This window comes from Streptomyces sp. NPDC091209 (genome assembly GCF_044757755.1).
Lineage (GTDB): Bacteria > Actinomycetota > Actinomycetes > Streptomycetales > Streptomycetaceae > Streptomyces.
On the sequence record NZ_JBIVVR010000005.1, the window covers coordinates 72,761 to 97,635 of the forward strand.

The 24,875-nt window shown below is 71.9% G+C and carries 25 protein-coding genes; 10 read left to right on the top strand and 15 right to left on the bottom strand.

Annotated elements, in window-relative coordinates:
- Positions 1 to 28: 28 nt before the first annotated feature.
- A complete protein-coding gene (locus tag ACIQRL_RS15910) occupies positions 29 to 874 on the top strand; it encodes a spermidine synthase (protein ID WP_401331811.1) in 846 nt (281 codons plus the stop codon).
- Here ACIQRL_RS15910 and ACIQRL_RS15915 read toward each other — a convergent pair.
- From ACIQRL_RS15915 to ACIQRL_RS15925, 3 genes are all read right to left on the bottom strand, one after another.
- Positions 836 to 2,161 carry an MFS transporter gene (locus ACIQRL_RS15915; RefSeq protein ID WP_401331812.1) on the bottom strand — a complete coding sequence of 442 codons (1,326 nt, stop codon included), beginning with the start codon at positions 2,159 to 2,161 and terminating at the stop codon, positions 836 to 838. The genes ACIQRL_RS15910 and ACIQRL_RS15915 overlap by 39 nt on opposite strands.
- Positions 2,162 to 2,383: 222 nt before the next feature.
- Entirely contained in the window at positions 2,384 to 3,436 is a 1,053-nt protein-coding gene (locus ACIQRL_RS15920; protein ID WP_401331813.1) for a hypothetical protein, read from the bottom strand.
- A gap of 160 nt (positions 3,437 to 3,596) precedes the next feature.
- Positions 3,597 to 4,625 (bottom strand): hypothetical protein, encoded by a 1,029-nt coding sequence (locus ACIQRL_RS15925; protein ID WP_401331814.1) that lies wholly within the window; start codon positions 4,623 to 4,625, stop codon positions 3,597 to 3,599.
- Positions 4,626 to 4,793: 168 nt separating this feature from the next.
- On the opposite strand from ACIQRL_RS15925, the gene ACIQRL_RS15930 reads away from it, so the two are divergent.
- Positions 4,794 to 5,231, top strand: a complete 438-nt coding sequence (locus tag ACIQRL_RS15930) for a DUF4442 domain-containing protein (RefSeq protein ID WP_401332390.1) — start codon at positions 4,794 to 4,796, stop codon at positions 5,229 to 5,231.
- A 263-nt stretch (positions 5,232 to 5,494) separates the two neighbouring features.
- Here ACIQRL_RS15930 and ACIQRL_RS15935 read toward each other — a convergent pair whose 3' ends face one another.
- On the bottom strand, positions 5,495 to 5,899 hold the full coding sequence (locus tag ACIQRL_RS15935; protein ID WP_401331815.1) for a PaaI family thioesterase: 405 nt from the start codon (positions 5,897 to 5,899) through the stop codon (positions 5,495 to 5,497).
- 431 nt (positions 5,900 to 6,330) lie between these two features.
- On the opposite strand from ACIQRL_RS15935, the gene ACIQRL_RS15940 reads away from it, so the two are divergent.
- The 3 genes from ACIQRL_RS15940 (at position 6,331) to ACIQRL_RS15950 (ending at position 10,372) form a co-directional block, all read left to right on the top strand.
- Positions 6,331 to 8,193, top strand: a complete 1,863-nt coding sequence (locus ACIQRL_RS15940) for a LamG-like jellyroll fold domain-containing protein (protein WP_401331816.1) — start codon at positions 6,331 to 6,333, stop codon at positions 8,191 to 8,193.
- 343 nt (positions 8,194 to 8,536) lie between these two features.
- A complete protein-coding gene (locus tag ACIQRL_RS15945) occupies positions 8,537 to 9,586 on the top strand; it encodes an NAD-dependent epimerase/dehydratase family protein (protein ID WP_401331817.1) in 1,050 nt (349 codons plus the stop codon).
- A gap of 135 nt (positions 9,587 to 9,721) precedes the next feature.
- Positions 9,722 to 10,372, top strand: a complete 651-nt coding sequence (locus ACIQRL_RS15950; protein ID WP_401331818.1) for a DedA family protein — start codon at positions 9,722 to 9,724, stop codon at positions 10,370 to 10,372.
- A 35-nt stretch (positions 10,373 to 10,407) separates the two neighbouring features.
- Here the strand turns inward: ACIQRL_RS15950 and ACIQRL_RS15955 are convergent, their stop codons facing one another.
- The gene (locus tag ACIQRL_RS15955) at positions 10,408 to 10,938 is read right to left on the bottom strand and encodes a gamma carbonic anhydrase family protein (protein WP_401331819.1); all 531 of its coding nucleotides are present in this window, start codon (positions 10,936 to 10,938) and stop codon (positions 10,408 to 10,410) included.
- A 141-nt stretch (positions 10,939 to 11,079) separates the two neighbouring features.
- Here ACIQRL_RS15955 and ACIQRL_RS15960 point away from each other — a divergent pair, with 141 nt between their 5' ends.
- A complete protein-coding gene (locus tag ACIQRL_RS15960) occupies positions 11,080 to 11,898 on the top strand; it encodes an acyltransferase (RefSeq protein WP_401331820.1) in 819 nt (272 codons plus the stop codon).
- A 332-nt stretch (positions 11,899 to 12,230) separates the two neighbouring features.
- Here ACIQRL_RS15960 and ACIQRL_RS15965 read toward each other — a convergent pair whose 3' ends face one another.
- Positions 12,231 to 13,088: an EamA family transporter gene (locus ACIQRL_RS15965; protein WP_401331821.1), complete on the bottom strand. Its 858-nt coding sequence runs from the start codon at positions 13,086 to 13,088 to the stop codon at positions 12,231 to 12,233.
- A 93-nt stretch (positions 13,089 to 13,181) separates the two neighbouring features.
- Between ACIQRL_RS15965 and ACIQRL_RS15970 the strand changes: the two genes are divergently transcribed.
- Complete coding sequence (locus tag ACIQRL_RS15970; protein WP_401331822.1) at positions 13,182 to 13,754, top strand: helix-turn-helix domain-containing protein; 573 nt, start codon at positions 13,182 to 13,184, stop codon at positions 13,752 to 13,754.
- Between the two features lie 86 nt (positions 13,755 to 13,840).
- The gene (locus tag ACIQRL_RS15975; protein WP_401331823.1) at positions 13,841 to 14,398 is read left to right on the top strand and encodes a YbaK/EbsC family protein; all 558 of its coding nucleotides are present in this window, start codon (positions 13,841 to 13,843) and stop codon (positions 14,396 to 14,398) included.
- A 102-nt stretch (positions 14,399 to 14,500) separates the two neighbouring features.
- Here ACIQRL_RS15975 and ACIQRL_RS15980 read toward each other — a convergent pair whose 3' ends face one another.
- A complete protein-coding gene (locus tag ACIQRL_RS15980) occupies positions 14,501 to 15,496 on the bottom strand; it encodes a cation diffusion facilitator family transporter (protein ID WP_401332391.1) in 996 nt (331 codons plus the stop codon).
- A gap of 348 nt (positions 15,497 to 15,844) precedes the next feature.
- Here ACIQRL_RS15980 and ACIQRL_RS15985 point away from each other — a divergent pair, with 348 nt between their 5' ends.
- On the top strand, positions 15,845 to 16,204 hold the full coding sequence (locus ACIQRL_RS15985) for an ArsR/SmtB family transcription factor (RefSeq protein ID WP_401331824.1): 360 nt from the start codon (positions 15,845 to 15,847) through the stop codon (positions 16,202 to 16,204).
- Between the two features lie 482 nt (positions 16,205 to 16,686).
- Here the strand turns inward: ACIQRL_RS15985 and ppk2 are convergent, their stop codons facing one another.
- The 3 genes from ppk2 to ACIQRL_RS16000 are packed head-to-tail and all read right to left on the bottom strand — an operon-like array spanning position 16,687 to position 19,059.
- Positions 16,687 to 17,595: a polyphosphate kinase 2 gene (ppk2, locus tag ACIQRL_RS15990; protein WP_401331825.1), complete on the bottom strand. Its 909-nt coding sequence runs from the start codon at positions 17,593 to 17,595 to the stop codon at positions 16,687 to 16,689.
- Positions 17,596 to 17,651: 56 nt separating this feature from the next.
- Positions 17,652 to 17,885, bottom strand: coding sequence for a hypothetical protein (locus ACIQRL_RS15995; RefSeq protein ID WP_401331826.1), 234 nt, complete (start codon positions 17,883 to 17,885; stop codon positions 17,652 to 17,654).
- A 19-nt stretch (positions 17,886 to 17,904) separates the two neighbouring features.
- On the bottom strand, positions 17,905 to 19,059 hold the full coding sequence (locus ACIQRL_RS16000; protein ID WP_401331827.1) for an anion permease: 1,155 nt from the start codon (positions 19,057 to 19,059) through the stop codon (positions 17,905 to 17,907).
- Between the two features lie 179 nt (positions 19,060 to 19,238).
- Here ACIQRL_RS16000 and ACIQRL_RS16005 point away from each other — a divergent pair, with 179 nt between their 5' ends.
- Positions 19,239 to 20,150 (top strand): alpha/beta fold hydrolase, encoded by a 912-nt coding sequence (locus ACIQRL_RS16005; protein ID WP_401331828.1) that lies wholly within the window; start codon positions 19,239 to 19,241, stop codon positions 20,148 to 20,150.
- A 144-nt stretch (positions 20,151 to 20,294) separates the two neighbouring features.
- Here the strand turns inward: ACIQRL_RS16005 and ACIQRL_RS16010 are convergent, their stop codons facing one another.
- The 5 genes from ACIQRL_RS16010 to ACIQRL_RS16030 all read right to left on the bottom strand — a co-directional run bounded on the left by ACIQRL_RS16010 (position 20,295) and on the right by ACIQRL_RS16030 (position 24,529).
- Complete coding sequence (locus ACIQRL_RS16010) at positions 20,295 to 20,735, bottom strand: GNAT family N-acetyltransferase (protein ID WP_401331829.1); 441 nt, start codon at positions 20,733 to 20,735, stop codon at positions 20,295 to 20,297.
- A gap of 311 nt (positions 20,736 to 21,046) precedes the next feature.
- Positions 21,047 to 21,454, bottom strand: coding sequence for a CoA-binding protein (locus ACIQRL_RS16015; protein ID WP_401331830.1), 408 nt, complete (start codon positions 21,452 to 21,454; stop codon positions 21,047 to 21,049).
- Between the two features lie 98 nt (positions 21,455 to 21,552).
- Entirely contained in the window at positions 21,553 to 22,461 is a 909-nt protein-coding gene (locus ACIQRL_RS16020; protein WP_401332393.1) for an alpha/beta fold hydrolase, read from the bottom strand.
- 111 nt (positions 22,462 to 22,572) lie between these two features.
- Entirely contained in the window at positions 22,573 to 22,701 is a 129-nt protein-coding gene (locus tag ACIQRL_RS16025; RefSeq protein WP_401331831.1) for a hypothetical protein, read from the bottom strand.
- Positions 22,702 to 22,723: 22 nt separating this feature from the next.
- The gene (locus tag ACIQRL_RS16030; protein ID WP_401331832.1) at positions 22,724 to 24,529 is read right to left on the bottom strand and encodes a TIGR03767 family metallophosphoesterase; all 1,806 of its coding nucleotides are present in this window, start codon (positions 24,527 to 24,529) and stop codon (positions 22,724 to 22,726) included.
- Between the last annotated feature and the right edge of the window lie 346 nt (positions 24,530 to 24,875).

Sequence of the window (24,875 nt, forward strand, 5' to 3'; positions counted from 1 at the left end):
GTTGTCGCCGGTGCCGCACAATGGACCCGTGGACGAGCCGATACCCGTGACGCGGGCCGTGGATCACGGGACCGCCAAGCTGATGCCCGACGTGGACCGCGAACGGGCATGGCTGCTCACCGTGGACGGCGCACCCCAGTCGTACGTCGATCTGGACGAGCCGACGCATCTGGAGTTCGAGTACACGCGGCGCCTCGGGCATGTGCTGGACACGGTGGCGGAACCAGGACGCGCCCTGGACGTGCTGCACCTGGGCGGCGGGGCGCTCACGCTGCCCCGCTACGTCGCGGCCACCCGGCCCGGCTCGCGTCAGGACGTGGTGGAGGCGGACCAGGGCCTGCTGGCCATGATCGGCGACTGTCTGCCGGTGCCCGCCGGCATCGGCATCGAACTGCACCGCGCCGACGCCCGTACCTGGATCGAAGCCGCCGCGCCGGACTCCGCGGACATCCTGATCGCGGACGTCTTCGGCGGCTCGCGGGTACCGGCGCATCTGACATCCACCGCCTACGCGAGCGCCGCCGAGCGCGTGCTGCGCCCCGACGGTGTCTACCTCGCCAACCTCGCGGACGCGGCGCCCTTCGCCTTTCTCCGCTCTCAACTCGCCACGTTCTCAACGGTGTTCGAGGAGATCGCGCTCATCGCCGAACCCGGCGTGCTGCGGGGCCGGCGCTTCGGCAACGCGGTGCTCGTGGCCTCCCACCGCCCGCTCGACACGGCCGCCCTGGCCCGCCGCACCGCCGCCGACGCCTTTCCGGCACGCGTCGAACACGGCCCCGGGCTGCGGGACTTCATCGGCGGGGCGGCTCCGGTGCGCGACGAGAACGCGGTTCCGTCACCCGAGCCGCCCGGCGGATCCTTCGGCATCGGCTGACGCGCGCCCCACGCCGGACACCGGGCGGGCGGCGCCCTGGGCCACCGCCCGGGTCCGCCGGGTCAGATTCCGGACGTCCGGGACGCACAGCACCGCCGCCGTGACCACCACGACCAGCGTCGCGCAGCCCCACAGCGCGGTCGCCCGCCCGAAGACCTGCTCCGCGGGCCCCGCCAGCGCCGTCGCCAACGGCACCATGGCGATCGACCCGAACCAGTCGTACGCCGACACCCGCGAGAGCTTGTCCTCGGGTATCTCCTGGTGGAGCGCGGTCATCCAGGAAACGCCGAACACCTCGATCGCCAGGCCGCTGACGAACATCACGGCGTACAGCGGTCCCACCGGCACGGGGACCGCGAGTGCGGCGGCGGGTGCGGCGAGGGGGAAGACGCACAGGGTGCCCGCGAGCAGCAGGCGGCGGGGTCTCCAGCGGGTCATGAGCAGCGCGCCGCCCACGGTTCCGGCGCCGAACGCGCCGAGGGCCAGTCCCCAGGGTCCCGCGCCGCCGAGGCTGTCCCGGGCGACCAGCGGGCCGTAGACCGCGTCGGCGGCTCCGACGACCGCGACCACCACGGAGAACTGCGCGACGATCGCCCAGAGCCAGGGCCGCGCGACGAACTCGCGCCAGCCGTCGCGCAGATCGGCGAGCAGGCCGCCGCCGCCGGGCTCGCGCGGCGGTATGTGGCTGACGTCGAGGAACGAACGCAGCGCCCCGGCGACCGCGAACGCCACCGCGTCCACGGCGAGCACCCAGCCCGGCCCGATCACGGCCACCAGTACGCCGCCGAGGGCCGCGCCGCCGACGCCCGCGCCCTGCATCGCCATCCGGAACATCGCGAACGCGCGGCTCGCCTGCTCACCGCGGACCGAGGACATCAGCATGCCCTCGGCGGCCGGGTTGAAGAACGCCTGCCCGGTGCCGCCCAGCGCGGACAGCAGCATCATCTGCCACAGTCGGGCCTCACCGGAGATGACCAGGACGGCGAAGGCCGCCTGTGACACACAGTTGAGGGCGTTGGCCGCGACCATGACCCGATGCCGCGGCAGCCGGTCCGCGACCGCCCCGCCGATCAGCAGGAACAGCACCAGCGGCAGCGTCCGCGCCCCGGCCACCAGGCCGACGTCGCCTCCGTCGCCGCCCGCGCCGAGCACCGCGAACGCCGAGGCGATCAGGGCGCCCTGGGCGCCCAGGTTGGTGACGACCGCGGCGGCGGTCAGAAGGGTGTAGTTCCGGCCCGCCCAGGACGGCCGGCGGGAGGGTCTGGCGAGGTCGGCGGCTGAGGTCACCGGGAGACTATCGCCGCCCGGTGCCCGACTTGCCAAACCCATTGCACCCGCACAGGGCGCACGCCTTAAGTGCGCGCGTCAGCGCCCGGGCCGCCCGGCACTCGGGGTGCCCTCGCCGAGCGCGCGGCGAGGGCTCGTCCACCCGCCGGGGGCCTCGCGCCCCTGCTCACCCGCCTGGAAGGTCGCCAGGAGGCTCGAAGGCCCGTGGCTCGGGTCGCGGGCTCAGGACCCCGTCGGGAGGTCGTGCAGCCGTACCGTGCTGAGGATCTTCTGCACGGTCGCGTTCGGGATCTCCTCCGAGACGCCCTTGGCGCCGTAGAGCGTCCAGGACACGAAGTCGCCCGCCGCGTTCTTGAAGGCGAAGGTGGTCGCCTTGCCGTCGGAGTCGCACTTGCCCTTCTTGACGACGCCCGAGGAGTACGTCGTCGCGACGCTGCCCGTGACGCCCGACGCCGTGGTGTACGCCTGGGGCTTGCCGATCCTCAGCAGCTTCTTCGAGGCGTCCTTCTGGTCGGTGTAGCCGCCGAAGACCCACCACGCCGCATCATTGCGCGCCACGTCGGCGGTGTTCTTGGCACCGCTCTGGCCCTTGGTGCCCGCCGCGGCCAGTGCCGAGTCGCTCGTGTGACCGTCCTTGTCGTCGTCGGACGTGCACCACTTCTCCTTGAGGAACGCGGGCGCGGACATGCCGATGAGCGCGGAGCCGTCGCCCTTCTTGTCGTCCTCGAAGCCGATGAAGAGGCCGGGAGTCTTGACATCCCAGTCCGGCGGTACGTCGAAGGCGGTGCCCCACTTGGGGTTCACCACGACCTTCCAGCCGGCGATCGTCGCCTTCTCTTCGCCGCCGCCGCGCGGGTTGTCGTCACTCCCGCTCGTGCTCGCACTCGGCGTGGAGGCCGACGCCTTGGGGGACTCGGACGTGTCGGTGCCGGCCTTGTCGTCCTTGTCGCCACCGCCCAGGACGAGGAATCCGGTGACTCCGGCGGCGATCACCACGGCCAAGGCGGCGACGATCGCGGTGATCTTCGTCTTGTTGCCGCCACCGCCACCGCCGCCGCTGCCGCCGGGTGCCTGGGGCGCGCCGAGGGGATCCGACGGGGCTCCCCACTGCAGTTGCCCCGGCTGCGGTCCGTACGGGCCCGGCTGCTGCGGATACCCCGGTTGCTGGTATCCGGGCTGCTGGTACGGATTCGGCTGCTGGTACCCCGGCTGCTGGTACGGGTTCTGGTCCTGCGGGTTCTGCTCGCCCCCGGGCGGCTGCTGTCCTGGCCACATGGCCGGTAACGATAGAGGGGCCCATGTCCCGAGTGCCATGGCGGTCCCCGAAACGACCCCACCGCCGTGCCACTTGCCCCATTGGTCCGGGCTCGGGAGGCCGTCCCGCCCCGGCTCAGGGCTTCGCCTGATCCCGGCTCAGGACTCATGCGACTCCGGCTCAGGACCCCGTCGGGTCACCGTGCAGACGTACGGTGCTCAAGATCTTCAGGATGGTCGCGTCGGGGATCTCGTCCTTCACACCGGTGGCTCCGTAGAGGTTCCACGCCACGTAGTCGCCCACGGAGTTCTTGAAGCCGAACGTGACGGCCTTGCCGTCGCTCGCGCACTTCCCCTTCTGGGGAGTGTTCCTGGACCTGGCCCAGGCGACGCTGCCCGTGACGCCCGACTTCGTCGTGTAGGGCTTGGCCTGCTTGTCGAAGGTCAGGCTCTTCCTGTCCGGCTGGGTGTAGCCGCCGAACACCCACCAGGGGACCTGGTTCACGGCGACCTCGTCGGTGCTCTTCGCTCCGCTCGCGCCCTTGGTGCCCGCGGCGCCGAGCGCGGTGTCCTCCGTACGGCCGTCCCTGTCGTCGTCGGACGAGCACCACTTGGACTTGAAGTAGGCGGGCGCCGACATCACGATCAACGGCTTGTCGTCGGCCTTCGCGTTCGTCTTGTCGAACCCGATCGACGTGCCCGGCGAGGCCACCTCCCAGTCCGCGGGGACGTCGAAGGCCGTGCCCCACTTGGGATTGACGACGACCTTCCAGCCGGCGATCGTCGGCTGCTCGCCCGCACCGCCGCGCGGGTCGCCGTCGGAGGGCGACGCACTCGGGTCCTTCGTGGCGCTCGTCGACGGGTTCGCGTCCTTGCCGTTGTCGCCGCCGTCGGCCTTGTCGTCCTTGCCGCCGCCGAGCAGGAGGGCGCCGGTCACCCCGGCGGCCACGACCACGGCGGTGGCCGCGGCGATCGCGATCACCTTGGTCCGGTTTCCGTTCCCGCGCGGCGGCTCGGGCGCGCCCGCGGGAGCGGGCGCTCCCCACTGCTGCTGTCCCGGCGGCGTTCCGTACGGGCCCGGCTGCTGGTGCCCGGTCTGCTGGTATCCGGGCTGCTGATAGGGGTTCGGCTGCTGGTACCCCGGCTGCTGGTACGGGTTCTGGTCCTGCGGGTTCTGCTCGCCTCCGGGCGGCTGCTGTCCTGGCCACATGGGCAGTCACGTTAGTGGCGCCTGTGAAACGTTTCTGTCACCGCGTTTCGTCAGGCCTGTACCGGAGTACGTCACCGCCCGCACCGCTGATCGACTTCGGGCGCGGGGCGGCGGGGCTGGTCAAGAATTACTACCCATGGGTAACATCGCGGTATGAGCGCAGACCAGATGACGATCGGCGAGATGCTCGCCGCGACCGTGCCGATGGCTCGGACCCTGAACCTCGAGTTCGTGGAGACCACTCCGGAGAAGGCCGTCGTGGCGCTCCCGGACCAGGGCGACTTCCACAACCACGTCGGCGGACCGCACGCCGGGGCCATGTTCACGCTGGGCGAGTCGGCGAGCGGGGCGATCGTTCTCGCCGCCTTCGGGGACCAGCTCTCCCGAGCCGTGCCGCTCGCCGTCAGCGCCGAGATCGCGTACAAGAAGCTCGCGATGGGCCCCGTCACGGCCACCGCGACGCTCGGGCGGCCCGCCGCCGACGTCGTCGCCGAGCTCGACGCCGGTCAGCGTCCCGAGTTCCCCGTCACCATCGCGATCCAGCGGAGTGACGGCGCGGTGACCGGCGAGATGACGGTCATCTGGACGCTCCGCCCGAACGGCTGAGAACCGTCTCCCGTGCAGGGCCCTGATCGGGGCGTACGACCCGATCGGGGGCCCTCCGCAGTCGCGCCGGGGCCTGCGGCGGCGCCGGCCTTCGACTTGCAACCCGCCCGCAACCCGCCCGCGCCCCGACACGCAACCCGCCGCTGCGCTCCGAGCCTCTCCCGCGTTCCAGTCGCGACTTAGTCCCCGAGTCGCGCCCGGACCGGCGGCAGGTGTCGCTTCCCGCGCTGTGGCCATGATCGCGCCGCGCCAGGCGGTGCCGTTCAGCCCCTCGGCACCCGCACGCTCACCGTCTGTGTCACGCGGGTGCAGAGCTGGCGCTGGTCGTCCTCGATGTCGCATTCCACGACCGCTGTGTCGCGTCCGACGCGCAGCACACGGGCCTTCGCGTACGCGGCGCCCTCGCGCACGGGCCGCAGGAAATGGGTGGTGGAGGTGGTGGTGGCGGGAACGGCGCCCGCGGGGCCGTTCAGCGCGGCGCAGACCGCCGAGGCGACGTCGGCCAGGCCCATCAGCGCGCCTCCGTGCAACCCGCCGCCCACGGTCGACAGTTCGGGCACGAAGTCGAGTTCGGCGTGCACTCCCTCGGCCGAGAGGGCGGTGAAGCGTACGCCGAGGGTCCTGGCGTAGGGGGCCATCGCGTAGATGTCTTCGGCGGTGACGGTCACATCGAGCTCCTTGTGGGAATGGGGGTGGGACGCAAGTTGGTGATCCGTTCTATCAACTCGTCTGCTTTCAGGGGGCGTTACGGAGATGCGGAGTGTGGGGGCGATCCCGGTCGCCAACCCCGGAACTCTTGAAACCCGGCCCACTGGAGCCTCGGTCCGCCGGTCCGCCGGTCCGCCGGTCTGCCGGTCTGCCGGTCCACCGGGCCCCGGAGCCCGGCACCCCCGAGCCTCAGGGGCCCGGCAAACCCGGCACCCCGGCACCCCGCCCCGCCGGCGTCCGGTGTCGCGTGCCCCAGGGCTGCCGTCCCGGGCCTCGCCCGGGCGCCAATCGTGCGGCGAACACAATGCGTCGTTCAGCTCACTGCCACTGCCCGGCCATGGCCGATCTGCACCGTGCCTCCTGACCCCAAACTCGCTCACCTGGAGGGCACATGAGCACAGCAGGACAGCAGGACGGGCCGGGCAGACGGGCGTTGCTGCGCGCGGCGGTCGCCGTACCGGCGGCCGGCGCGGCGGCAGCGGCGTTCGAGACGACCCCGGCGCGGGCCGCGACCGCGGGCCAGGGAGGCCGGTTCGACACCGAGAGCCCGCGCTTCGCGCTGGCCGTCCTTCCCGACACGCAGTACCTCTTCGACGCCGACAGCGCGGACCCGGCCCCGCTGCGCGAGACCTTCCGCTACCTCGTGGCGGAGCGGGCCGAGGCGAACATCGCCTTCATGACGCACCTCGGCGATGTCACCGAACACGGCACCGAGGACGAGATCGGACGTGCCGCCGACACCTTCCGCACCCTCCACGGCAAGGTTCCCTACAGCGTCCTGGCGGGCAACCACGACATCCCGTCCTCCACGGACGACCAGCGGGGAGACACGGCCTACCTCGCCGCGTTCGGCCCCGAGCGCTACGCGTCCATGCCCACCTTCCGCGGTGCCTCTCCCGACGGCTACAACAGCTATCACGTGCTGCGGGCCGGCGGCCGGGAGTGGCTGGTGCTCGCCCTGGACTGGCGGGTGTCGGACAAGGGGCTGCGCTGGGCGCAGGGCGTCCTGGACGCCCACCCCACGCTGCCCGCCGTGCTCACCACGCACGACATCGCGTGGTCCGACGACGACGGCAAGGCCCAGCTCTCGGACAACGGCAAGCGCCTGTGGGACGGCCTCGTCCGGGGCAGCGACCAGATCTTCCTCGCCCTGGGCGGTCACTACTGGCCGCCCGGGCGCACGGTCCTGTCCAACGACACCGACAACGATGTCCACGTCCACATCACCAACTACCAGGACCGCTACTACGGCGGTGCCGGGATGATCCGCACCTACTCCTTCGACCTGGTCCGGGGTGTCGTCGACGTCGAGACGTTCGCCCCGTGGTTCCTCGCCCGGGATCCCGAGAAGCGGTCGCCGCTGGAGGCCGAGACCATCGAACTGACCGGTCCCGTCGACCGGTTCAGCCTGAGCGTCGACTTCGACGAGCGCTTCAAGGGCTTCGCGCCGGTCGTTCCGCCGAAGCCGCGTCCCGCCTCCGCCGTGATGCCGCGGGGCACGGTGGCGTACTGGCGCTTCGACGGTTCCGGGACGTCCCCGGGCGCCTCGGTCGCGGACGGCACGGTCGTACGGGACCTCACGGGCCACGGGAACGACCTGACCGTGAGCCGGCTGCACGCGAGCGGAGCAGCCGTCCTCACCTGGTCGGCGGACCACCATCCCGGTCAACCCGCCCACGCCAGCCTCCACTTCGACGGCGGCAAGAGCCCGGACCGCGGCGCCATCCTGACGACGGGCCCCCAAGCCGCCCTGAACAGCGCGAAGTTCACCCGCGGCTACACCATCGAGACGTTCATCAGGCTGCCCGACCCGTTCGAGGGCGACCATGCCTGGATGGGCATCCTGAGCTGGGAGGGCCGCAACGGCGACGCGGGCAAGACGACCGGCTGGTCCACGCTGGAGCCCACCTGCAGCCTGAATCTGTCGCCGGAACGGTTCCTGCAGTTCGTCGCCTACCCGTCACAGCAGGACGCCGACCCGACATCCTGGAGCCACGCCCTCCCCGTGGGCCGCTGGACCCACGTCGCCGTCGTCAACGACGGCCGCCGCACCGTGCTGTACGTCGACGGTTCGAAGATCGCCCGCAATCCCACGCAGCCGTCGACCGGGATCGCGACGCTCGGCAAGCCGTTCGTGATCGGTGCCACCCAGTTCGACGAGAGCTTCGGGCAGGGCTTCTACGGCTGGATCGGCGACACCCGCATCGTCGACCACGCGCTGCCCGTACGGGACTTCCTGACGCCCTTCGCCTAGGCATCGGTCCTCGATCACGGCCTCGCGCCAAGTCGCCCGGCCGGTGCGGCAGTTCACGCCGGGCCGGCCGGGCACCGGGGGAGTGCCCGTTGGCGGGGGCCCGCTCGAAGAGGTCCTTGCTCTCCTCGGTGATGGTCACCTCGACGGACCGGGCGTCGGTGGCGCGACATCGAGGCCCTCGTCGCCGGGGGCGTCTACCATCCGGTGATCGGCGCCTGTCGCCGGGGGAGCGAATACCTGTTCCCTTCCGGCCTTCCATGCCCGACCCTGACCTACGGGTGGTGCGCGCGCATCGCCTGGAGGACACGGCCAGGTGCGGGGACCGGGAAAGGGGAGTGCGAACGTGGTCGTACACGGGCGGAGCGCCGTTCTGGTGACCGGTGGCAGCGGGTTCGTCGGAAGCCATCTGGTGAGGCGGCTGCTGGAGCGGGGCTACCGGGTCCACACCACCGTACGGGCGACCGCGAACGCGGCGAAGGTGCGGCCGCTCCGGGAGATGGGGGAGGCCTTTCCCGGCAGGCTTGAGCTGTTCGAGGCGGATCTGCTGGCCGACGGGTCCTTCGACGCCGCGATGAGCGGCTGCGGCGTGGTCTTCCATGTGGCGTCGCCGTTCCTGATGCCGGAGAGGATCAAGGACGGCCGCAAGGACATGGTCGACCCGGCCCTGCTCGGCACGCGCAATGTGCTGGCGGGAGTGGAACGGACGCCGACCGTCGAGAAGCTCGTCCTCACCTCCACCGTCGGCGCGATCTTCGGCGACTACATCGATGTCCGGAGCATGGACGGCGGCATCCTGTCGGAGAAGTACTTCAACACCACCAGCACGGTCGAGAACAACCCGTACCACTACGCGAAGACCCTCGCGGAACGCGCGGCCTGGGAGGCGGAGGCGGCTCAGGACCGTTGGCGCCTGGTATCCGTCAACCCCGGCCTGATCCTCGGCCCGTCCCTCACCCCGGCGTCGGAATCCGGCAGCCTGTTCCTGCTGGAGGAACTCTTCAAGGGCTACTTCTTCTACGGCGCCCCCGATTTCAGCTTCACCACGGCGGACGTCCGCGAGGTCGCCGACGCGCACATCGCGGCGGCGGAGCACGACGGCGCCAAGGGCCGCTACATCGTCGCGGCCGAGACGATGACGTCCTTCCACGAGATGGCGCGTGTCATCCGCGGCCGGTATCCCCGCGCCCTCCGGCTGCCCCGCACCGCGCTCCCGCACTGGCCGGTCCGCATCCTGGGCCCGGCGTTCGGACTGACCCAGGACTACATCCGCAAGCACCTCGGCATCCGCTTCCGCGTGGACAACAGCCGGAGCGTGCGGGAACTGGGGATCACCTACCGCCCCGTCGAGGAGACCCTCCTCGACCACTACGAGAGCTGGCGGGCCCGGACGTGACAAGCCGCACGTCCGGGCCGTCGTTCAGGACGACCGGGTAGGCTTCCCGGCGGGCGCCCCGGGGAAACGCATCCCGGACGATCACGCGAAACGCGGTCGCCCAGGTCACGTACACCGAAACGGGAGGATGCGGCGTTGCACGTCCAGGACTGGCTCGAGACGGTGCCCGCGGTCAGTATCTACGCGCTCGTGGCCCTGGTCATCGGCCTGGAGAGCCTGGGCATCCCGCTGCCCGGAGAGATCGTCCTGGTCTCGGCGGCACTGCTGTCCTCGCAGCACGGCGGCATCAACCCGGTCGTCCTCGGCGCGTGCGCCAGCCTCGGGGCGATCGTCGGCGACTCCATCGGATACGCCATCGGCCGCAAGGGCGGACGCCCACTGCTCGCCTGGCTCGGCGCGAAATTCCCCCGGCACTTCGGCGAAGCCCACGTCGCCACGGCCGAGCGGTCCTTCCAGAAGTGGGGCATGTGGGCCGTCTTCTTCGGCCGCTTCATCGCCCTGCTGCGGATCTTCGCGGGCCCGCTCGCCGGCGTGCTGCGGATGCCGTACTGGAAGTTCCTGATCGCCAACGTCCTGGGCGGGGTGATCTGGGCCGGCGGCACCACCGCGGTCATCTACTACGTCGGAGTCGTCGCCGAGTCCTGGCTGAAGCGCTTCTCGTGGCTCGGCCTGGTCGCCGCGGTGCTCATCGGTCTCGCCTCGATGCTGATCGTCCGCCGCAAGGCGAAGAAGGCGGCGACCGGGCACGGTGCGGCGGAGCCGGAACCCGTCCCCGCCGCCGAATAGCTCCTGCCCCACCTCGGCCGCCCCGACGCGAGCGGCTACTCGTGGATCTCGCGGTGCGCCTTCGCCAGCTCCACGTAGAAGACGCCGTTCAGGGAGATGCCCTCGCGCTCCTCGTCGGTCAGCGGACGCTTGACCTTGGCGGGCACACCCGCGACGAGTGAGCCCGGCGGCACCCGCATTCCCTGGGGCACCAGCGCCTGCGCCGCCACCAGCGAGCCGGCACCGATCACGGCCCCGTTGAGCACCGTGGCACCCATGCCGATCAGACAGTCGTCCTCGACGGTGGCGCCGTGCACCACGGCGTTGTGGCCGATCGAGACGCGTTCCCCGACCGTGAGGGGGAAGCCGGGGTCCACGTGCAGAGTGCAGTTGTCCTGCACATTGGTGTCGGCGCCGATGACGATCGGGCCGCCGTCGGCGCGCAGCACCGCGCCGTACCAGACACTCGCGCCCGCGTGCAGCGTGACGTCTCCGATGACCACGGAGGTGGGCGCCGCGAACGCCTTCTGATCCACCTGCGGGTCCTTGCCGCCGATCCCCTTGATCAGCGCCTGCTGCGTCGTCACCCTGTCACCGTCTCGTCGTCTTGTGGTCCGGTCCCGCTGCGTACACGGGCACCGTATGCCATCGGCCCCGCGCCGCCGGTGGGGCGAAGATCACAGCCGCGCGGCCGCATCGGCGCGGTCCGCCCTGAGTACCGTGAACGGGTGTCCAGGAGCAAGAACACGTTCTCATCATGGCGGCGACGCCTCGCGCAGCGCGCCGTCCACGCGGGCTGGGCCTGGGTGCGGCGCGCGGGTACGGTCTCGGCCGAGTGCCCGGGACGGTTCCGCTTCGGCGCCATGGGGGAGAACACCAGACTGGCGTTCCCGCTGGGCACCGTCTTCGGCGAACCCTGGATCCATCTCGGCTCGTACTGCATCGTCGCCGAACAGGTCACGCTGACCGCGGGCCTGATGCCCGATCTCGACCTCGGTCCCGACCCGATCCTGCGCATCGGGGACGGTGTGGTGCTCGGGCGCGGCAGCCATGTCATCGCCGACACGACGGTCACGATCGGCAGCGACTGCTACTTCGGGCCCTATGTGTATGTGACGTCCACGAACCACTCGTACGACGATCCGCACGAGCCCATCGGCAAGCAGTGGCCGCGGATGGAGCCCGTGGAGATCGGGCCCGGCTGCTGGATCGGCACCGGCGCGGTGATCCTTCCCGGCGCGCGGATCGGACGGAACGTCGTGGTCGCCGCCGGTGCGGTGGTACGCGGTTCGGTGCCCGACCACTCGGTCGTCGCCGGGGCGCCGGCGCGGGTCGTCCGTCGCTGGGACCCGGTGGCCGGCTGGCAGCCGCCGCTGCGCACACCCCCGCCGGTGCCGATTCCCGACGGGGTGACCCCGGAGCAGTTGCTCGCGCTGTCGGAACTGGACGAGGAGACGGTCGCGCGGCTCGCGGAACTGGACCTCGACGCGCGGGACGCCGCCGAGGACGTACACGCCCCGTCGGGCGACATCCGCGCCGAGTCCTGAACCGGGGCAGTCCCTTTCCGCCAACTGGACCGTGGCCGGTCCGTCATAGGGCGTGGGCCGGTCGTCGACCGGAGTGGACGGACCGATGACTGGTGTGGACGGACCGATGACCGGAGTGGGCCGTCGGACGACCGGAGTGGGCAGGCCGACGACCGGAGTGGAGCGTCAGGCGACCGGAGCGGGCTGGAGACGACCGGAGTGGGCCGTCCGTCGACCGGAGTGGAGCGTCAGGCGACCGGAGCGGGCTGGAGACGACCGGAGTGGGCCGTCCGTCGACCGGAGTGGGGCGGACCGTCGTCTCGGGCGGGGCCGGCCCGCCCGAGCGAACCGGCTCAGCCGGTCGCCAGCAGCACCGTGCCGACCAGCGCCAGCGCCGCTCCGGCGGCCTGCACCGCGCGCAGCCGTTCCCGGAGGACACCGCGTGCGGCCAGGGCCGTGACCACGGGGTAGAGCGAGGCGAGGACGGCGGCGACGGTGACCGGGCCGTGCTGGGCGGCGACCGAGTACGTGCCGTTGGCGGCGACGTCGGCGAGGCCGACGAAGGCGAGCGCGGGCAGGGACACCCAGGGGAAGCCGCCCTCGGGAAGGGCCCGCGCGCCGCGCCGGACGGAGACGGCCAGGGCCGCGCCACCGGTGACGACATTGGTCACGCGCTGCACGAACAGCGCCAGGAAGAGTCCGGTGACCGACGACGACGCCTCCGCGATCAACGCGAACACCGTGCCGAAACCGGCCGCCGCGATCAGCGTCAGCAGGATCGCCTGCCGCTGCACGGGCGCGCCGCGCAACTGGGGCCCGCCCGCGAGGACGACACCCGCCACGGCGACCGCGATGCCCGCGATCTGCAGCAGCCCGGGACGCTCCCCGAGGAACAGGCCGACGCCGATGGGGACGGCCACGGCCAGCGAGCCGAGCGGGGAGACCACGCCCATCGGTCCGAGCGCGAGCGCCTTGTAGAAGGACAGCAGCGCGACCGGACCCACCAGCCCCGCGGCGACCGCGAACCACAGCTGAGGGCCCGCCGCGCTCCAGCCGCCGGTGGCCAGCACGATCGCGCCGAGGACCACCGCCGCGATCGACTGGGAGGCGACGACCACCGTGAGGGCGGGCGTGCGCCGGGTCAGCAGACCTCCGCCGAAGTCGGCCAGGCCCCACAGGAGGCTGGTGGCCAGGGCGAAGAGTGCTGTCACGGGGTGCCTCGCAGTACAGTTCGGTGGACGATCGGGTGCACCATACGATAGTTCATCTGATTGAACTCTGTCATTCAAAATATTGGACGGAATGTGTCGGATCTCGACCTGCTGACTCAATCCCTGGCGCGCAATGTGAAGCGCTGGCGCACCGAGCGCGGCTTCACCCTGGAGACGCTCGCCGCTCGCGCCGGAGTCAGCCGCGGCATGCTCATCCAGATCGAGCAGGCCAGGACCAATCCCAGCCTGGGGACCGTCGTCAAGATCGGTGACGCGCTCGGCGTCAGCATCACCAGCCTGCTCGACTACGAGCAGGGGCCCAAGGTCCGGATCGTCCCCGCCGATCAGGCGGTACGTCTGTGGCACACCGAGACGGGCAGCTACAACCGGCTCCTGGCCGGCACCGAGGCGCCGGGCCCGCTGGAGATGTGGGACTGGCGGCTCATGCCCGGCGAGGGCAGCCCGTCGGACCCGCATCCGACCGGCACCGTCGAGCTCGTGCACGTCCTCGCGGGCGACATGACCCTAACCGTCGACGGCGTCGAGCATCACGTCCCCGAGGGAGCGAGCGTGTCGTTCGAGGCCAACACCCCCCACACGTACGCCAACAAGGGTGAGGTTCCGGTCGAGATGGTCATGGCCGTGTCGGTCCCGCTCGTGCACTGAGGCCTTGTCGGGTCCGTCGGCGGACCGTCGCGCCGTGCGCCGAAGGCTCCCGTCGGGTGGGTCCGCCGGGCTGTTAGCGTGCCGTCATGCGCGCACCCATCGGACGCTTCGACCACGCCGTCCCCGCCCCCGACTGCCTGGACGAACTCACCCGCCCCGTCGCCGACGCCCTGCGTGACTGGCGCGGCGGGACCCCCGCCGAGCAGATCGTCTACGTCGACACGAACCCCGAGTGGGCCGACACCGCCACCTTCGTCGAGCACTACGGCAAGGATCTGCTCGACCGGTCCGCCAACTGCGTGGTCGTCGCGGCCAAGCGCGGCGGCGAGACCACGCTCGCCGCGTGCCTCGTCCTGTCCACCACGCGTGTCGACGTCAACGGCGCCGTACGACGTCAACTGGGCGCTCGGAAGGCCTCGTTCGCCCCGATGGACACCGCCACCGGCGAGAGCGGCATGGAGTACGGCGGCATCACGCCCATCGGACTCCCGGACGGCTGGCCGGTGTTGGTGGACTCGGCCGTCGTCGAGTTGCCGTACGTGCTCGTGGGCAGTGGCCGTCGGCGCGGCAAACTCCTCGTACCGGGCAAGGCGTTCGCGGAACTGCCGAACGCGGTGGTGCTGGAGGGCCTGGGCATCGTCTGACGGCTCACGTCCGTTCGTGAACGGTCCGCCGTCGACCGGATCCGCCCTTGTCGACGGGCCCGTGCCCCATGGGGAGGCGTCGGCGCCAAGCTTCGGGGCCGTTCATACGACGGCGTGATGCGCGAGTGTCCGATGCGGATCCGCCTCGCCGGGTGCCGGTGCCGGATCGGCGTGGACCAGTGCGGCCGTCAGCTTCGGGACGGCGTGCAGCAACGCGTGTTCGGCCTCCACGGCGATGTCGTGGGCCCGGCGCACGGTCGCCTCGCCGTCCACCACGACCGCCACCTCCGCGCGCAGCCGGTGCCCGATCCAGCGCAAACGCAGTTCGCCCACGTCGCGCACCCCCGCGACCTCCCGCAGTGCCTGCTCCGCGCGGTCCACCAACTCCGGCTCCACGGCGTCCATCACGCGTCGGAAGACCTCTCGGGCGGCATCGCGCAGCACCAGCAGGATCGCGGCGGTGATCGCCAACCCCACCAGAGGGTCGGCGAGTTGCCATCCGAGGGCCGCGCCGCCCGCGCCCACCAGCACCGCGAGCGAGGCGAATCCGTCGGTACGGGCGTGCAGTCCGTCCGCGACCAGTGCGGCGGAGCCGATCTCCCGCCCGACGCGGATGCGGTGCCGGGCGACCCACTCGTTCCCGGCGAAGCCGATGAGCGCCGCGACCGCGACCACGGGGAGGTGCCGCACCGGCTGCGGATCGAGCAGCCGGCCGACCGCCGCCCAGGCCGCAAAGGCGGCGGACGCGGCGATCGTCAGCACGATCACGATGCCCGCCAGGTCCTCCGCCCGCCCGTAGCCGTAGGTGAAGCGCCGTGTCGCCGCGCGCCGGCCCAGCACGAAGGCGACCCCGAGCGGCAGGGCCGTCAGTGCGTCGGCCGCGTTGTGCACGGCGTCGCCGAGCAGTGCGACCGACCCCGACAGCAGGACAACGGCGGCCTGTGCCAGGGCCGTTGTGCCGAGGACGGCCAGCGAGACCCACAGTGCCCGCATGCCCCGGGCCGACGATTCCAGCGCTCGGTCGAGCTTGTCGGCCGTTTCGTGGGAGTGGGGGGTGAGGAGATGGCGCAGCCGGCTCCCGAGGCCGCGCGGGTGAATGCGGCCCCGTTCGTGAGAGTGGGGGTGCGGGTGCGGCCGACCGGGGGAGTGGGTGGGGGCGTGGTCCCGGCCGGACCCGTGCCCGTGTCCGTTGTCGTGCTCGTGCCGGTGGTCGGGCCCGTTCGCGTCGTGGTGACCATGGCCCGGTTCGGCGGCGCCCCCGTGGCCATGCCTGGGCGGCTGCCCGTGCCCGTCCTCGTGCTGGTGGCTCCGCCCGTCGGCGTTCTCGTGGCTGTGGTGGCCGGTGCCGTGGTGATGTCCGTGGTCGTGGTCGTGCCGGTCGTTCACGTACGTCCCCTTCCGTGCGCGGGAGTGGACGCGCGGTGTCCACGACGCCATTATGTGCGTATGAGCGCACGCATGCACCTATCACCTGCGCACGATGCGCACCCGCGCACCCCGGGCGAGGAGCAGTTCGCGCTCGCCGCCGAGCTCCTCGCCCTCCTCGGCGATCGCACCCGCCTCGCGTTGCTGCATGCGCTGACGGGCGGCGAGGCCGATGTCATGACGCTGACCGAGGCGTGCGGGGCGGCCCGTCCGGCCGTCAGCCAGCACCTGGCCCGGCTCCGTCTCGCCGGGCTCGTGAACACGAGGAAGGAAGGGCGCCGGGTGATCTACTCGCTCGGGGACGGGCATCTGCGCCGGGTGGTCGACGAGGCGCTGAGCCTGGCCGACCACCGGCTCTCCGACCACCCGCCGCACGACTGAGGCCACCACGCGGGCGCCCGGTACGGCCGCCGCAGCGGGCGTACCGGGGGGCGACGCGTGGTCGCGTCCGCCCACACCCGGGGTGAGGCGGGCGCGAACCCAAGCGACGTGGGGCGCCATACGGCGGGCCCGCGCCCTTGGAGGACACGCGGGCGAGAGGGCCTGCGCTTGAGGGGTGAGGCGCGGTCGCGTCCGCGCGCCAGGGGTGACATGGGGCGGATCCGCGTCACCTTGGACTGAGGTGCGGTCGCGTCCGTGGGCTTGGTGTGAAGTGCGGGTGATCCCGCGCGCCTGGGATGGCGCGCGGTCGAGTTCGCGTCCGCTCGGAGTGAGGCATGGTCGCGTCCGCGCTTGGTGTGAAGCGTGGGCGAGCCTGCGTGCCGGTGGTGACTGGGGAGAGTCCGCGTGCGCCTGGAGTCAGGTGCGGTCGCGTTCGTGGGGTTGAGGCGGCGTGCGGGCGGGCTCCCGTGTGGGGGCCGCTCTCAGCGGGCGACCGCGCGGTCGCCCGTGGGAGTCCCGTCGTCCTCGCCCTCCTCCAGCAGGTTCGCCGCCGCGCCCACGATGCTCGGGTCGGGGCTCTCGACGACCTCCTCGTCCTTGTCGGCATAGGCGAAGCGGGCCAGGACGCTGCGCATGGCCTCGACGCGGGCCCGCTTCTTGTCGTTGCTCTTCACCACCGTCCAGGGCGCCTGCTCGGTGTCCGTCTCGCGGAACATGGCGACCTTGGCCGCCGTGTAGTCGTCCCAGAGGTCCAGCGAGGCCAGGTCCATGGGGCTCAGTTTCCACTGTCGTACCGGGTCGACCTGACGGATCGTGAAGCGGGTGCGCTGCTCGCTCTGCGAGACCGAGAACCAGAACTTGACCAGGTCCACGCCGTCGTCGACGAGCATCCGCTCGAAAGCGGGCGCCTGCCGCATGAAGCGCCGGTACTCGTCGTCGGTGCAGAAACGCATCACACGCTCCACACCCGCCCGGTTGTACCAGGACCGGTCGAACATCACTATCTCGCCCGCGGTCGGCAGATGCTCCACGTACCGCTGGAAGTACCACTGCCCGCGCTCCCGCTCGGTCGGCTTCTCCAGCGCCACCACCCGGGCCCCGCGCGGATTGAGATGCTCGGTGAACCGCTTGATCGTGCCGCCCTTGCCGGCCGCGTCGCGCCCCTCGAAGACGATGACGAGCCGTCGGCCCGTCGCCTTGATCCAGCTCTGCAGCTTCAGCAGCTCGATCTGCTGGAGCCGCTTGTGCCACTCGTACTCCTTGCGCTCCATACGCTGTTCGTACGGGTAGTTCTCCCGCCAGGTGTCCACCGGGCTGCCGTCCGGCCGGATCAGTACGGGGTCGTCGTGGTCGGTGTAGTCCACCCGCATGCCTGCCAGCAGTTCCGTCATCCGGCCCTCCTTTTCCCGTGTTCCGATTGTCTGTCGATCGGCCTGTTCCCGCCGTGTCAGTGGAACTGCGGCACGATCAGATAGAGGCCGTACGCCACCACGGCCGCGCAGCCGAGGAAGCAGAGCGCGGCCTGCGCGAACCCCAGGGCGTCGCCGCCGCTGCCGCCGTCCCGCGCGGCCTCGACGCGGGCGAGGCCCAGCACGCCGAGGGCGAAGACGACGACCGCGGCCACGGTCACTCCGACGCTCACCGCGGCGACCTCGCCGAGAGCGGTCCAGTCGAGATGCATCTGCGGAACTCCCCTTGGCTCAGGCGGCCGTGCCGACGCCGGCCGGCGCCGCCGTACGGACGGTGACCGCGTGGTGGTCGTTGACGTTCGAGGCGTGCACCGGGTTGCGGCGCGCGGCCGCGACGATGACCGAGGCGACGGCCGCCGCGACGAGCGCGATCACGACGGTGCCGAACGTCCCGCCGTGCTTCACGACGCTCGCCGACACCCCGCCGACCAGCGCGGCGGCCGGCAGTGTGATCAGCCAGGCGACCGCCATACGGCCCGCGGTTCCCCAGCGCACCTCGGCCAGTTTCCTGCCCAGTCCGGCGCCGAGGATGCCGCCCGAGCAGACCTGCGTGGTGGAGAGCGCGAAACCGAGGTGGGCGGAGGTGAGGATCACCGTCGTGGAGGCCGCCTCGGCGGCGAAGCCCTGCGGTGACCGGATGTCGGTGAGCCCCTTGCCCATGGTCCGGATGATCCGCCAGCCGCCCAGGTAGGTGCCGAGCCCGATGGCGAGCCCCGCCGACGCGATGACCCACGCGGGCGGACCGGCGTCATGGCCGAGCGCGCCCGCCGAGATCAGCGTCAGCGTGATGACACCCATCGTCTTCTGCGCGTCGTTCGTGCCGTGCGCCAGCGACACCAGGGAGGCCGAGGCGATCTGCCCGAGCCGGAAGCCCCTGGTCACCGACTTCTCGCGGGCGCGGGCGGTGATCCGGTACGCGAGGTAGGTGGCCAGCAGCGCGGCGACCCCCGCCACGATCGGCGAGGCCACCGCCGGGATCAGGATCTTCTCGGCCACCTTGTCGAAGTGCACGCCCTGCTCACCCGCGCCGACCCACACCGCGCCGATGAGTCCGCCGAACAGGGCGTGCGAGGAACTGGAGGGAAGCCCGAGCAGCCAGGTCAGCAGGTTCCACAGGATCGCCCCGACCAGGCCTGCGAAGATCATGCCCGGAGTGACGAGCGTGTCGTCGACGATCCCGCCGGAGATCGTCTTGGCGACCTCGGTGGACAGGAACGCACCTCCCACGTTCAGAACACCGCTGATGAGGACCGCTGTTCGCGGTTTCAGGGCCCCGGTCGCGATGGACGTGGCCATCGCGTTCGCCGTGTCGTGGAATCCGTTGGTGAAATCGAAGGCCAGAGCCGTGACGATGACGACCGCCACGAGGAACGTGATGTGGTCCATCTCCCGATGGAAGCAATCGGAGACGTACGGCGGGAGAACCGGAGACGAAGGCGACGCGTGCCCGGGTCGAGCTGAACGCATTTTTGCGGCGTATCGGACAACCGCCTTGCGTTGCCAGTGACTTGATGATCCATCAAACCGCTTGCCCACGCTCCGCCGTGCGGGCGACGATGGCGGGCGTGCCGATCTTCGCCGCTCCCGACGGAACCCGACTCGCCCATCACACACGGGGCGAGGGTGAACCGCTGCTCTGCCTGCCCGGCGGACCCATGCGCGCCTCCGCCTACCTCGGAGACCTCGGCGGACTGACTCGGCACCGCCGGCTGTGCGTGCTCGATCTGCGGGGCACCGGCGACTCGGCACTCCCGGCCGACCCGGCGACGTACCGCTGCGACCGGCAGGTCGACGACGTCGAGGCGTTCCGCGCCCACCTCGGACTCGACCGGGTCGATCTTCTCGCCCACTCGGCGGGGGCCGATCTCGCGCTTCTCTATGCCGTCCGCCACCCGCGGCGCGTCCGGACCCTCACCCTGGTCACCGGACGGGCGCGGGCGCTCGGCGTCGACTTCACCGCGGAGCACCGCGCGGAGGGTGCGGCGCGGCGTACGGCGGAACCGTGGTTCGAGAGCGCGCGCGAGGCGTACGGGCGGATCTGGGCCGGCACCGCGACCGACACCGACTGGGACGCGGCCACCCCGTTCTTCTACGGGCGTTGGGACGCGGCGGCGATGGCGCATGCCGCGGTCGACGTCGAGCAGACCAACGAGGAGGCCGCCGATCTCTACGCGGCCCCCGGCGCCTTCCGGCCCGCCGCGGCCCGCGCCGTCGCCGCCGCCTGGGACGCGCGCGTACTGCTCGTCGCGGGCGAGCTGGACAGTGGTCCCCTGCCCCGCGTCGCCGCCGCCGTCGCGGACCTTTTCACCCGGGCCGAACTCACCGTCCTGTCCGGCGCCGGCCACTTCCCGTGGCTCGACGCCCCCGAGGAATTCCGGGAGACGGTCGCGGGCTTCCTCGACCGGGCGGACGACGCGGACGACGGGGTGGTCGCTCCTTGGGGCGGGCGGGACAGTCGGGAAGCGGATGGGCGGTAGGCCGGGGAGGCGGCTCGGCGGGACGACCGGGAAGACAATCGGCGGGCCGACGGGGAGGCTGACGGCCGCGACGGTCGGGAAGCGGATGGGCGGGACCGGCCGAGGGCTTGACCGCTCGGGCGGATCACCGGGGTTCCGCCGCGCTCAGTTCAGTCTCAGGTCGATCCATTCAGCGGTCTCGCCCGGCAGGACATAGCGCTCGATCTCCGCGAAACCGTGCCGCCGGGCGAAGCGCAGTCCGTCCTCGTTGGCCGCGAGGACGACCGTCTCGATCACCTCGGCGCCCAAGCCGCGTGCCTGCTCCAGACCACGCGCGTACAGCTCCTCGCCGAAGCCCTGCCCGCGGTGCTCGGTGAGCACGCGGGCGATCACGGTCGCCGTCGCGCTGTCGCCGGCAGGCGGACGTACGGTCGTGCAGCCCACCAGGACATCGCCGACGTACGCGACCTCCAGTCGGTTGCGCCGGACGCGCTCGCGCACGTCGTCGAGCGACAGGGCGGCGGGCGGGACGATCACGTTGTGGACGTGCCGCCAGTCGGCGAGGCGGGCCTCGTCGTCCGGGGCTTCGATGCGCAGGATGGACATCGCAGCAGGAAACCCGTACGAGCCGCTCGGAGTCAACCGCCGCTGTCCGGGCGCCTCTTGGGCCGGACAGCCGCCACCCCCGCGGGGCCGGTCGGGCCGGGGCCGGGCCACTGGACCGGCTCGGTCGGCACAGCCGGCGGCCGGCGGTCACCAACAATTCGCCATCAGCCATCAGCCATCAGCCATCAGCCATCAGCCATCAGCCATCAGCCATCAGCCATCAGCCATCAGTCATCAGCCTCCGGCAACGGTCATCAGCCGACCGTCCGGAAGACCGGACGGTCGAGGCACGTCGCTTCGGTCCCGGCGCGTCAGCCGAGGCGCGGGATCTCGATGGCCGGGCAGCGGTCCATCACCATGTCGAGTCCGGCGGCGCGCGTCCGCTCGTAAGCGTCCTCGTCGATGACGTCGAGCTGGAACCAGACGGCCTTGGCGCCGATGGCGACGGCCTCGTCCGCGACCTGCCCGGCGAGGTCGCTGTTGACGAAGACGTCGACGACATCGACGTCGAAGGGGATGTCCGCGAGGGACGCGTACCCCTGCTCGCCGTGGACCGTCTCGGCCTTCGGGTGCACGGGCACGATCCGCTTGCCGTACCGCTGGAGGACGTCGGCGACGCCGTGGGCCGCGCGGCGCTGGTTCGACGAGAGTCCCACGATCGCCCAGGTGTCACCCCGCTCGGTGAGGATCTTGCGAATCGTCTCTGAGTCGCCGTACACGCTCGGCCTCCAGGGGAGTCGGTCAAGGTCTGCCATGGGGGACAACAGCGGCCGGAGCGCGGTGATTCCTCCCGGCCACCGTCCACGAAGGCCGGTCGTCACTGGCCGAGTGCCTGTTCCGCCGTCCGCTCCCGCACATCGCCGGGGGAGGTGTCCGCGGGGACGCCGTTCTGCCCGTGTGCTTGCAGGTGGTCGATCAGCAGACGGTTCAGCGTCTCGGGAGCCTCCTCGGGGATCCAGTGGCTGAGGCCCGGAAGGATCTCGAACCGGTACGGCCCGTCGACCCACCGCCCGGTGTCGTGTGCGGGAGCCGGGCCGAACGCGGTGTCCTCCGTGCTCCAGACGTACAGCGTGGGTACCTCGATGACGCCGATCGCGCCCTCGGGGCGGCCGGACCGGTACCAGTTCAAGGCCGCGGTGAGGGCGCCCGGCCGGGACAGGTGCCGGACGTAGGCGTCGGCACTGGCCCGCGGGACCTTTCCCGCATAGAGCGTGCGCAGCAGCCGGGCATCGTCGGCCAGCATGCGATCCTCGGTCGCGGGCGTCTCGCGCCAGTCGCGCATGTAGTGGGACCGCGCGCGCTGGTCCTCGTCGGTGCGCAGAGCTGTGGCGAGAGCGCCGGGATGCGGGGTCGAGACGACTGTCAGGGTGCGGACGCGGCCGGGATGGGCGGCGGCCGTCCACCATGCCACCGCGCCGCCCCAGTCGTGTCCGACCAGGTCGAACGTGGGCCAGCCCAGTTCCTCCGTGATCGCGACGACGTCGTCGACCAGGACGCTGATGCGGTAGTCCTCGGGCCGCGTCGGGCGGACCCCGGGGGAGTAGCCACGCTGGTCGGGCGCGACCACACGGTAGCCGTGCGCGGCCAGCGCCGTGATCTGCCGTCGCCACGCCAGCCCCGTCTGGGGGAAGCCGTGCAACAGGAGGACCGGTCGGCCCCCGGGCGGACCTGCGGCGATGGCGTCGAACACGCCCGCCGCGGTCGAGATGCTCAGCTCGGTCACGATCCACTCCCTCAAACCGACTGGTCGGTCAGCCTTCAGGCAGGGGAAGCGGATTGTCAAGCCCGCGCCCCGTGCCCGCTCCGGCGCGGTGCCGAGCCCGGTGGCTGCCGATTCTCAAGGCTCTACGACCGCCACGACCGACACGACCGCCACGGCCGCCACGGCCGCCACGACCGACACGACCGCCACGGCCGCCACGGCCGCCACGGCCGCCACGGCCGCCACGGCCGCCACGGCCGCCACGACCGCCGAGGTGCGGTGCGCGTCACGCGGTGACTTTCAGCAGCTCGGCGTTGCGGTCGCCCGGACCGCCCGCCCATCCCTCCATGACGCCGGCCCGCATGCCCTCGGCGAGCCCCGGAGCGTTGTAGGCCAGCTCCCGGTACAGCGAGGCGAGACCGGTCGCCGACAGGTCGGAGAAGTCGGCGGAGGTGCGGTGCGGGGCGGCGGACTCGACGAGGGTGGTGAACAGGGACACCGTCCCGTCCCCGTTGTCGGCGAGTTCGAGCAGCCGGGCGTGGTGCGGATAGTCCACGTGGGAGGCGGTGTTGACCTCCCAGAAGGAGCGGTCGGGTGACGGGTGCGCGTGCGGGGTGACGCGGTTGACGTGGCTGTGGCCGTTGATCCAGGCCACCACGTTCGGGAAGCGGGAGAGCAGGGCGATGACCTCGGCGCCGTCGTGACGGGGCTCGTCGGTGCGGGCGGCGTCGGGGCGGCGGGTCATGCTCGGACTGTGGTGGTGGCTGAACACCAGGACGTGGGCGTCGTCGGCGGCGGGGTGGCGGACGAGTCGGCCGTCGGTGTCGTAGGACCGCGAACTGTGCGCGGTCAGGGTCCGCTCCAGCCAGCGGAGCTGTTCGGTGCCGAGTGAGCCCTCGTAGTGGCCGCTGCGGTACGTCGTGTCGATGCTGACGCCGACGACGTTCTCGGCGATCCGGAAGGAGTAGTACAGGCGGTCGTCGTTCAGATGGTCCGGCGAGTAGCCGTGCCCGACCGGTCCCGCACCCGTGTACGCGGGGTCGAGGTGGGCGGTCAGGTAGTCGTGCGGGGTGCACAGCCGGCGGCGCTCGTCGGGGGTCACCTGCCGTGCCTCTGCCGTGTGCCGGCGCAGGATGGCGGTGAGGACCGTGCTCTTGGGGTCGTCCCCGGTCCGCAGCGCGTTCGCGTAGGCGGCCGCGTCCGCGTCCGGCACCGAGAGGAGCTTGCGGGCGCCGACGGCGATGTCACCGAGCGCGGGCGAGAGACAGCCGCCGGGCAGGGCGTCGTGGTTGCCGGCCGTGGAGTACCAGGGGATCCGCAGCCCCGGGCTCGTCACCGGCCGGGTCGCGGCGGCGAGGAAGCCGGGGATCAGCGGCAGCCCGCGCCGCTTGTCCAGGTCGCGTACGGTCGCGTCGCCGGGGTGCCAGAAGAGAGGCAGTCCGGAGTTCTGGACGCCTTCGTACGCGGTCGGGTCACCCGTGTTCGGCGTGATCCGGCCGCCGCTCATGAGCGTGAGGAACCACTCCAGCTCGATCGCCGAGTTGTTGTCGAGGTTGTCGCCGGTCGTCATCACGAACGCGGGCGGCAGCGCGGTGTGCGGGCCCGCCCGGAGTGCGTTCGCCTGTTCCACCAGCGCCACCGCGCCCGCGACGGTCAGCGCTTCCTGCGGCCGCCACGCGGTCGCCGACCGCGCCCGCAGGAACTCGGTGCGCAGCGGGTTCTGCACGTCGGCGAGGTGCAGATCGGTGAACTGGACGAAGCAGGCGAGCGGGGTTCGGCGGTCCTCACGCCCGGTGCGGGCCGCGGCCAGCTCCTCGCGTACGACGGTCGGCCAGCCCGGGCCGGAGATCAGCCGCCGGTAGACGCCGGGGCGGGCGGGGCCGCCCGGGCGGGCGGTCGTCTCCAGGGTGGTGGACGCGGTGCGGGTCGCCTCCGGGCGTACGGCCCTGGCGGGGGGCCGTTCGGGCGCGTGTCGGCGTTGGCGGGGCAGCAGTGCTCCCGCGGTGCCCGCCAGGCCCGCCGCCACGGCGGCGCCCGAGGCGAGCAGAAGACGACGACGGCCGATGACGGACGTGGGTTCGGTCCCGGTCATGGGGCAGCCCTCCGGTGCCTCCGAGTGACTCACTGAGCGGAACCACTCATTCAGGCCTCGGTGGCCCATCGTGTGGCGCGGCCGTGAACGCCGCGTGATGGCTTGCGGAAGCCGGTGGGCGCCGGTGCGCGGCGGGCCTCATCCGCCGCGCGCCCATCTGCCGGGCCTCACCCGCTGGGCGCGCGCCCGGCGACGCCGAAAGGCGCGCGGCCGGCGACGCCGAAACGTGCGCGGCCGGAGACGCCGAAACGCGCGCGCCCGGAGACGCCGAAACGTGCGCGGCCCGAGACTCTGAAACGCGGGCGGCGGGCGACCCCGAAACGCGCGCGCCCGGAGACGCCGAACG

Bases quoted from the DNA above. Each gene is read 5' to 3' on its own strand.
- ppk2 (WP_401331825.1), bottom strand. From the start codon at position 17,595: ATGACGGAACTGCTGGCAGGCATGCGGGTGGACTACACCGACCACGAC.
- ACIQRL_RS15925 (WP_401331814.1), bottom strand. From the start codon at position 4,625: ATGTGGCCAGGACAGCAGCCGCCCGGAGGCGAGCAGAACCCGCAGGAC.
- ACIQRL_RS16010 (WP_401331829.1), bottom strand. From the start codon at position 20,735: ATGTCCATCCTGCGCATCGAAGCCCCGGACGACGAGGCCCGCCTCGCC.
- ACIQRL_RS15920 (WP_401331813.1), bottom strand. From the start codon at position 3,436: ATGTGGCCAGGACAGCAGCCGCCCGGGGGCGAGCAGAACCCGCAGGAC.
- ACIQRL_RS15940 (WP_401331816.1), top strand. From the start codon at position 6,331: ATGAGCACAGCAGGACAGCAGGACGGGCCGGGCAGACGGGCGTTGCTG.
- ACIQRL_RS15930 (WP_401332390.1), top strand. From the start codon at position 4,794: ATGACGATCGGCGAGATGCTCGCCGCGACCGTGCCGATGGCTCGGACC.
- ACIQRL_RS15985 (WP_401331824.1), top strand. From the start codon at position 15,845: ATGAGCGCACGCATGCACCTATCACCTGCGCACGATGCGCACCCGCGC.
- ACIQRL_RS15995 (WP_401331826.1), bottom strand. From the start codon at position 17,885: ATGCATCTCGACTGGACCGCTCTCGGCGAGGTCGCCGCGGTGAGCGTC.
- ACIQRL_RS16000 (WP_401331827.1), bottom strand. From the start codon at position 19,059: ATGGACCACATCACGTTCCTCGTGGCGGTCGTCATCGTCACGGCTCTG.
- ACIQRL_RS15975 (WP_401331823.1), top strand. From the start codon at position 13,841: ATGCGCGCACCCATCGGACGCTTCGACCACGCCGTCCCCGCCCCCGAC.
- ACIQRL_RS16030 (WP_401331832.1), bottom strand. From the start codon at position 24,529: ATGACCGGGACCGAACCCACGTCCGTCATCGGCCGTCGTCGTCTTCTG.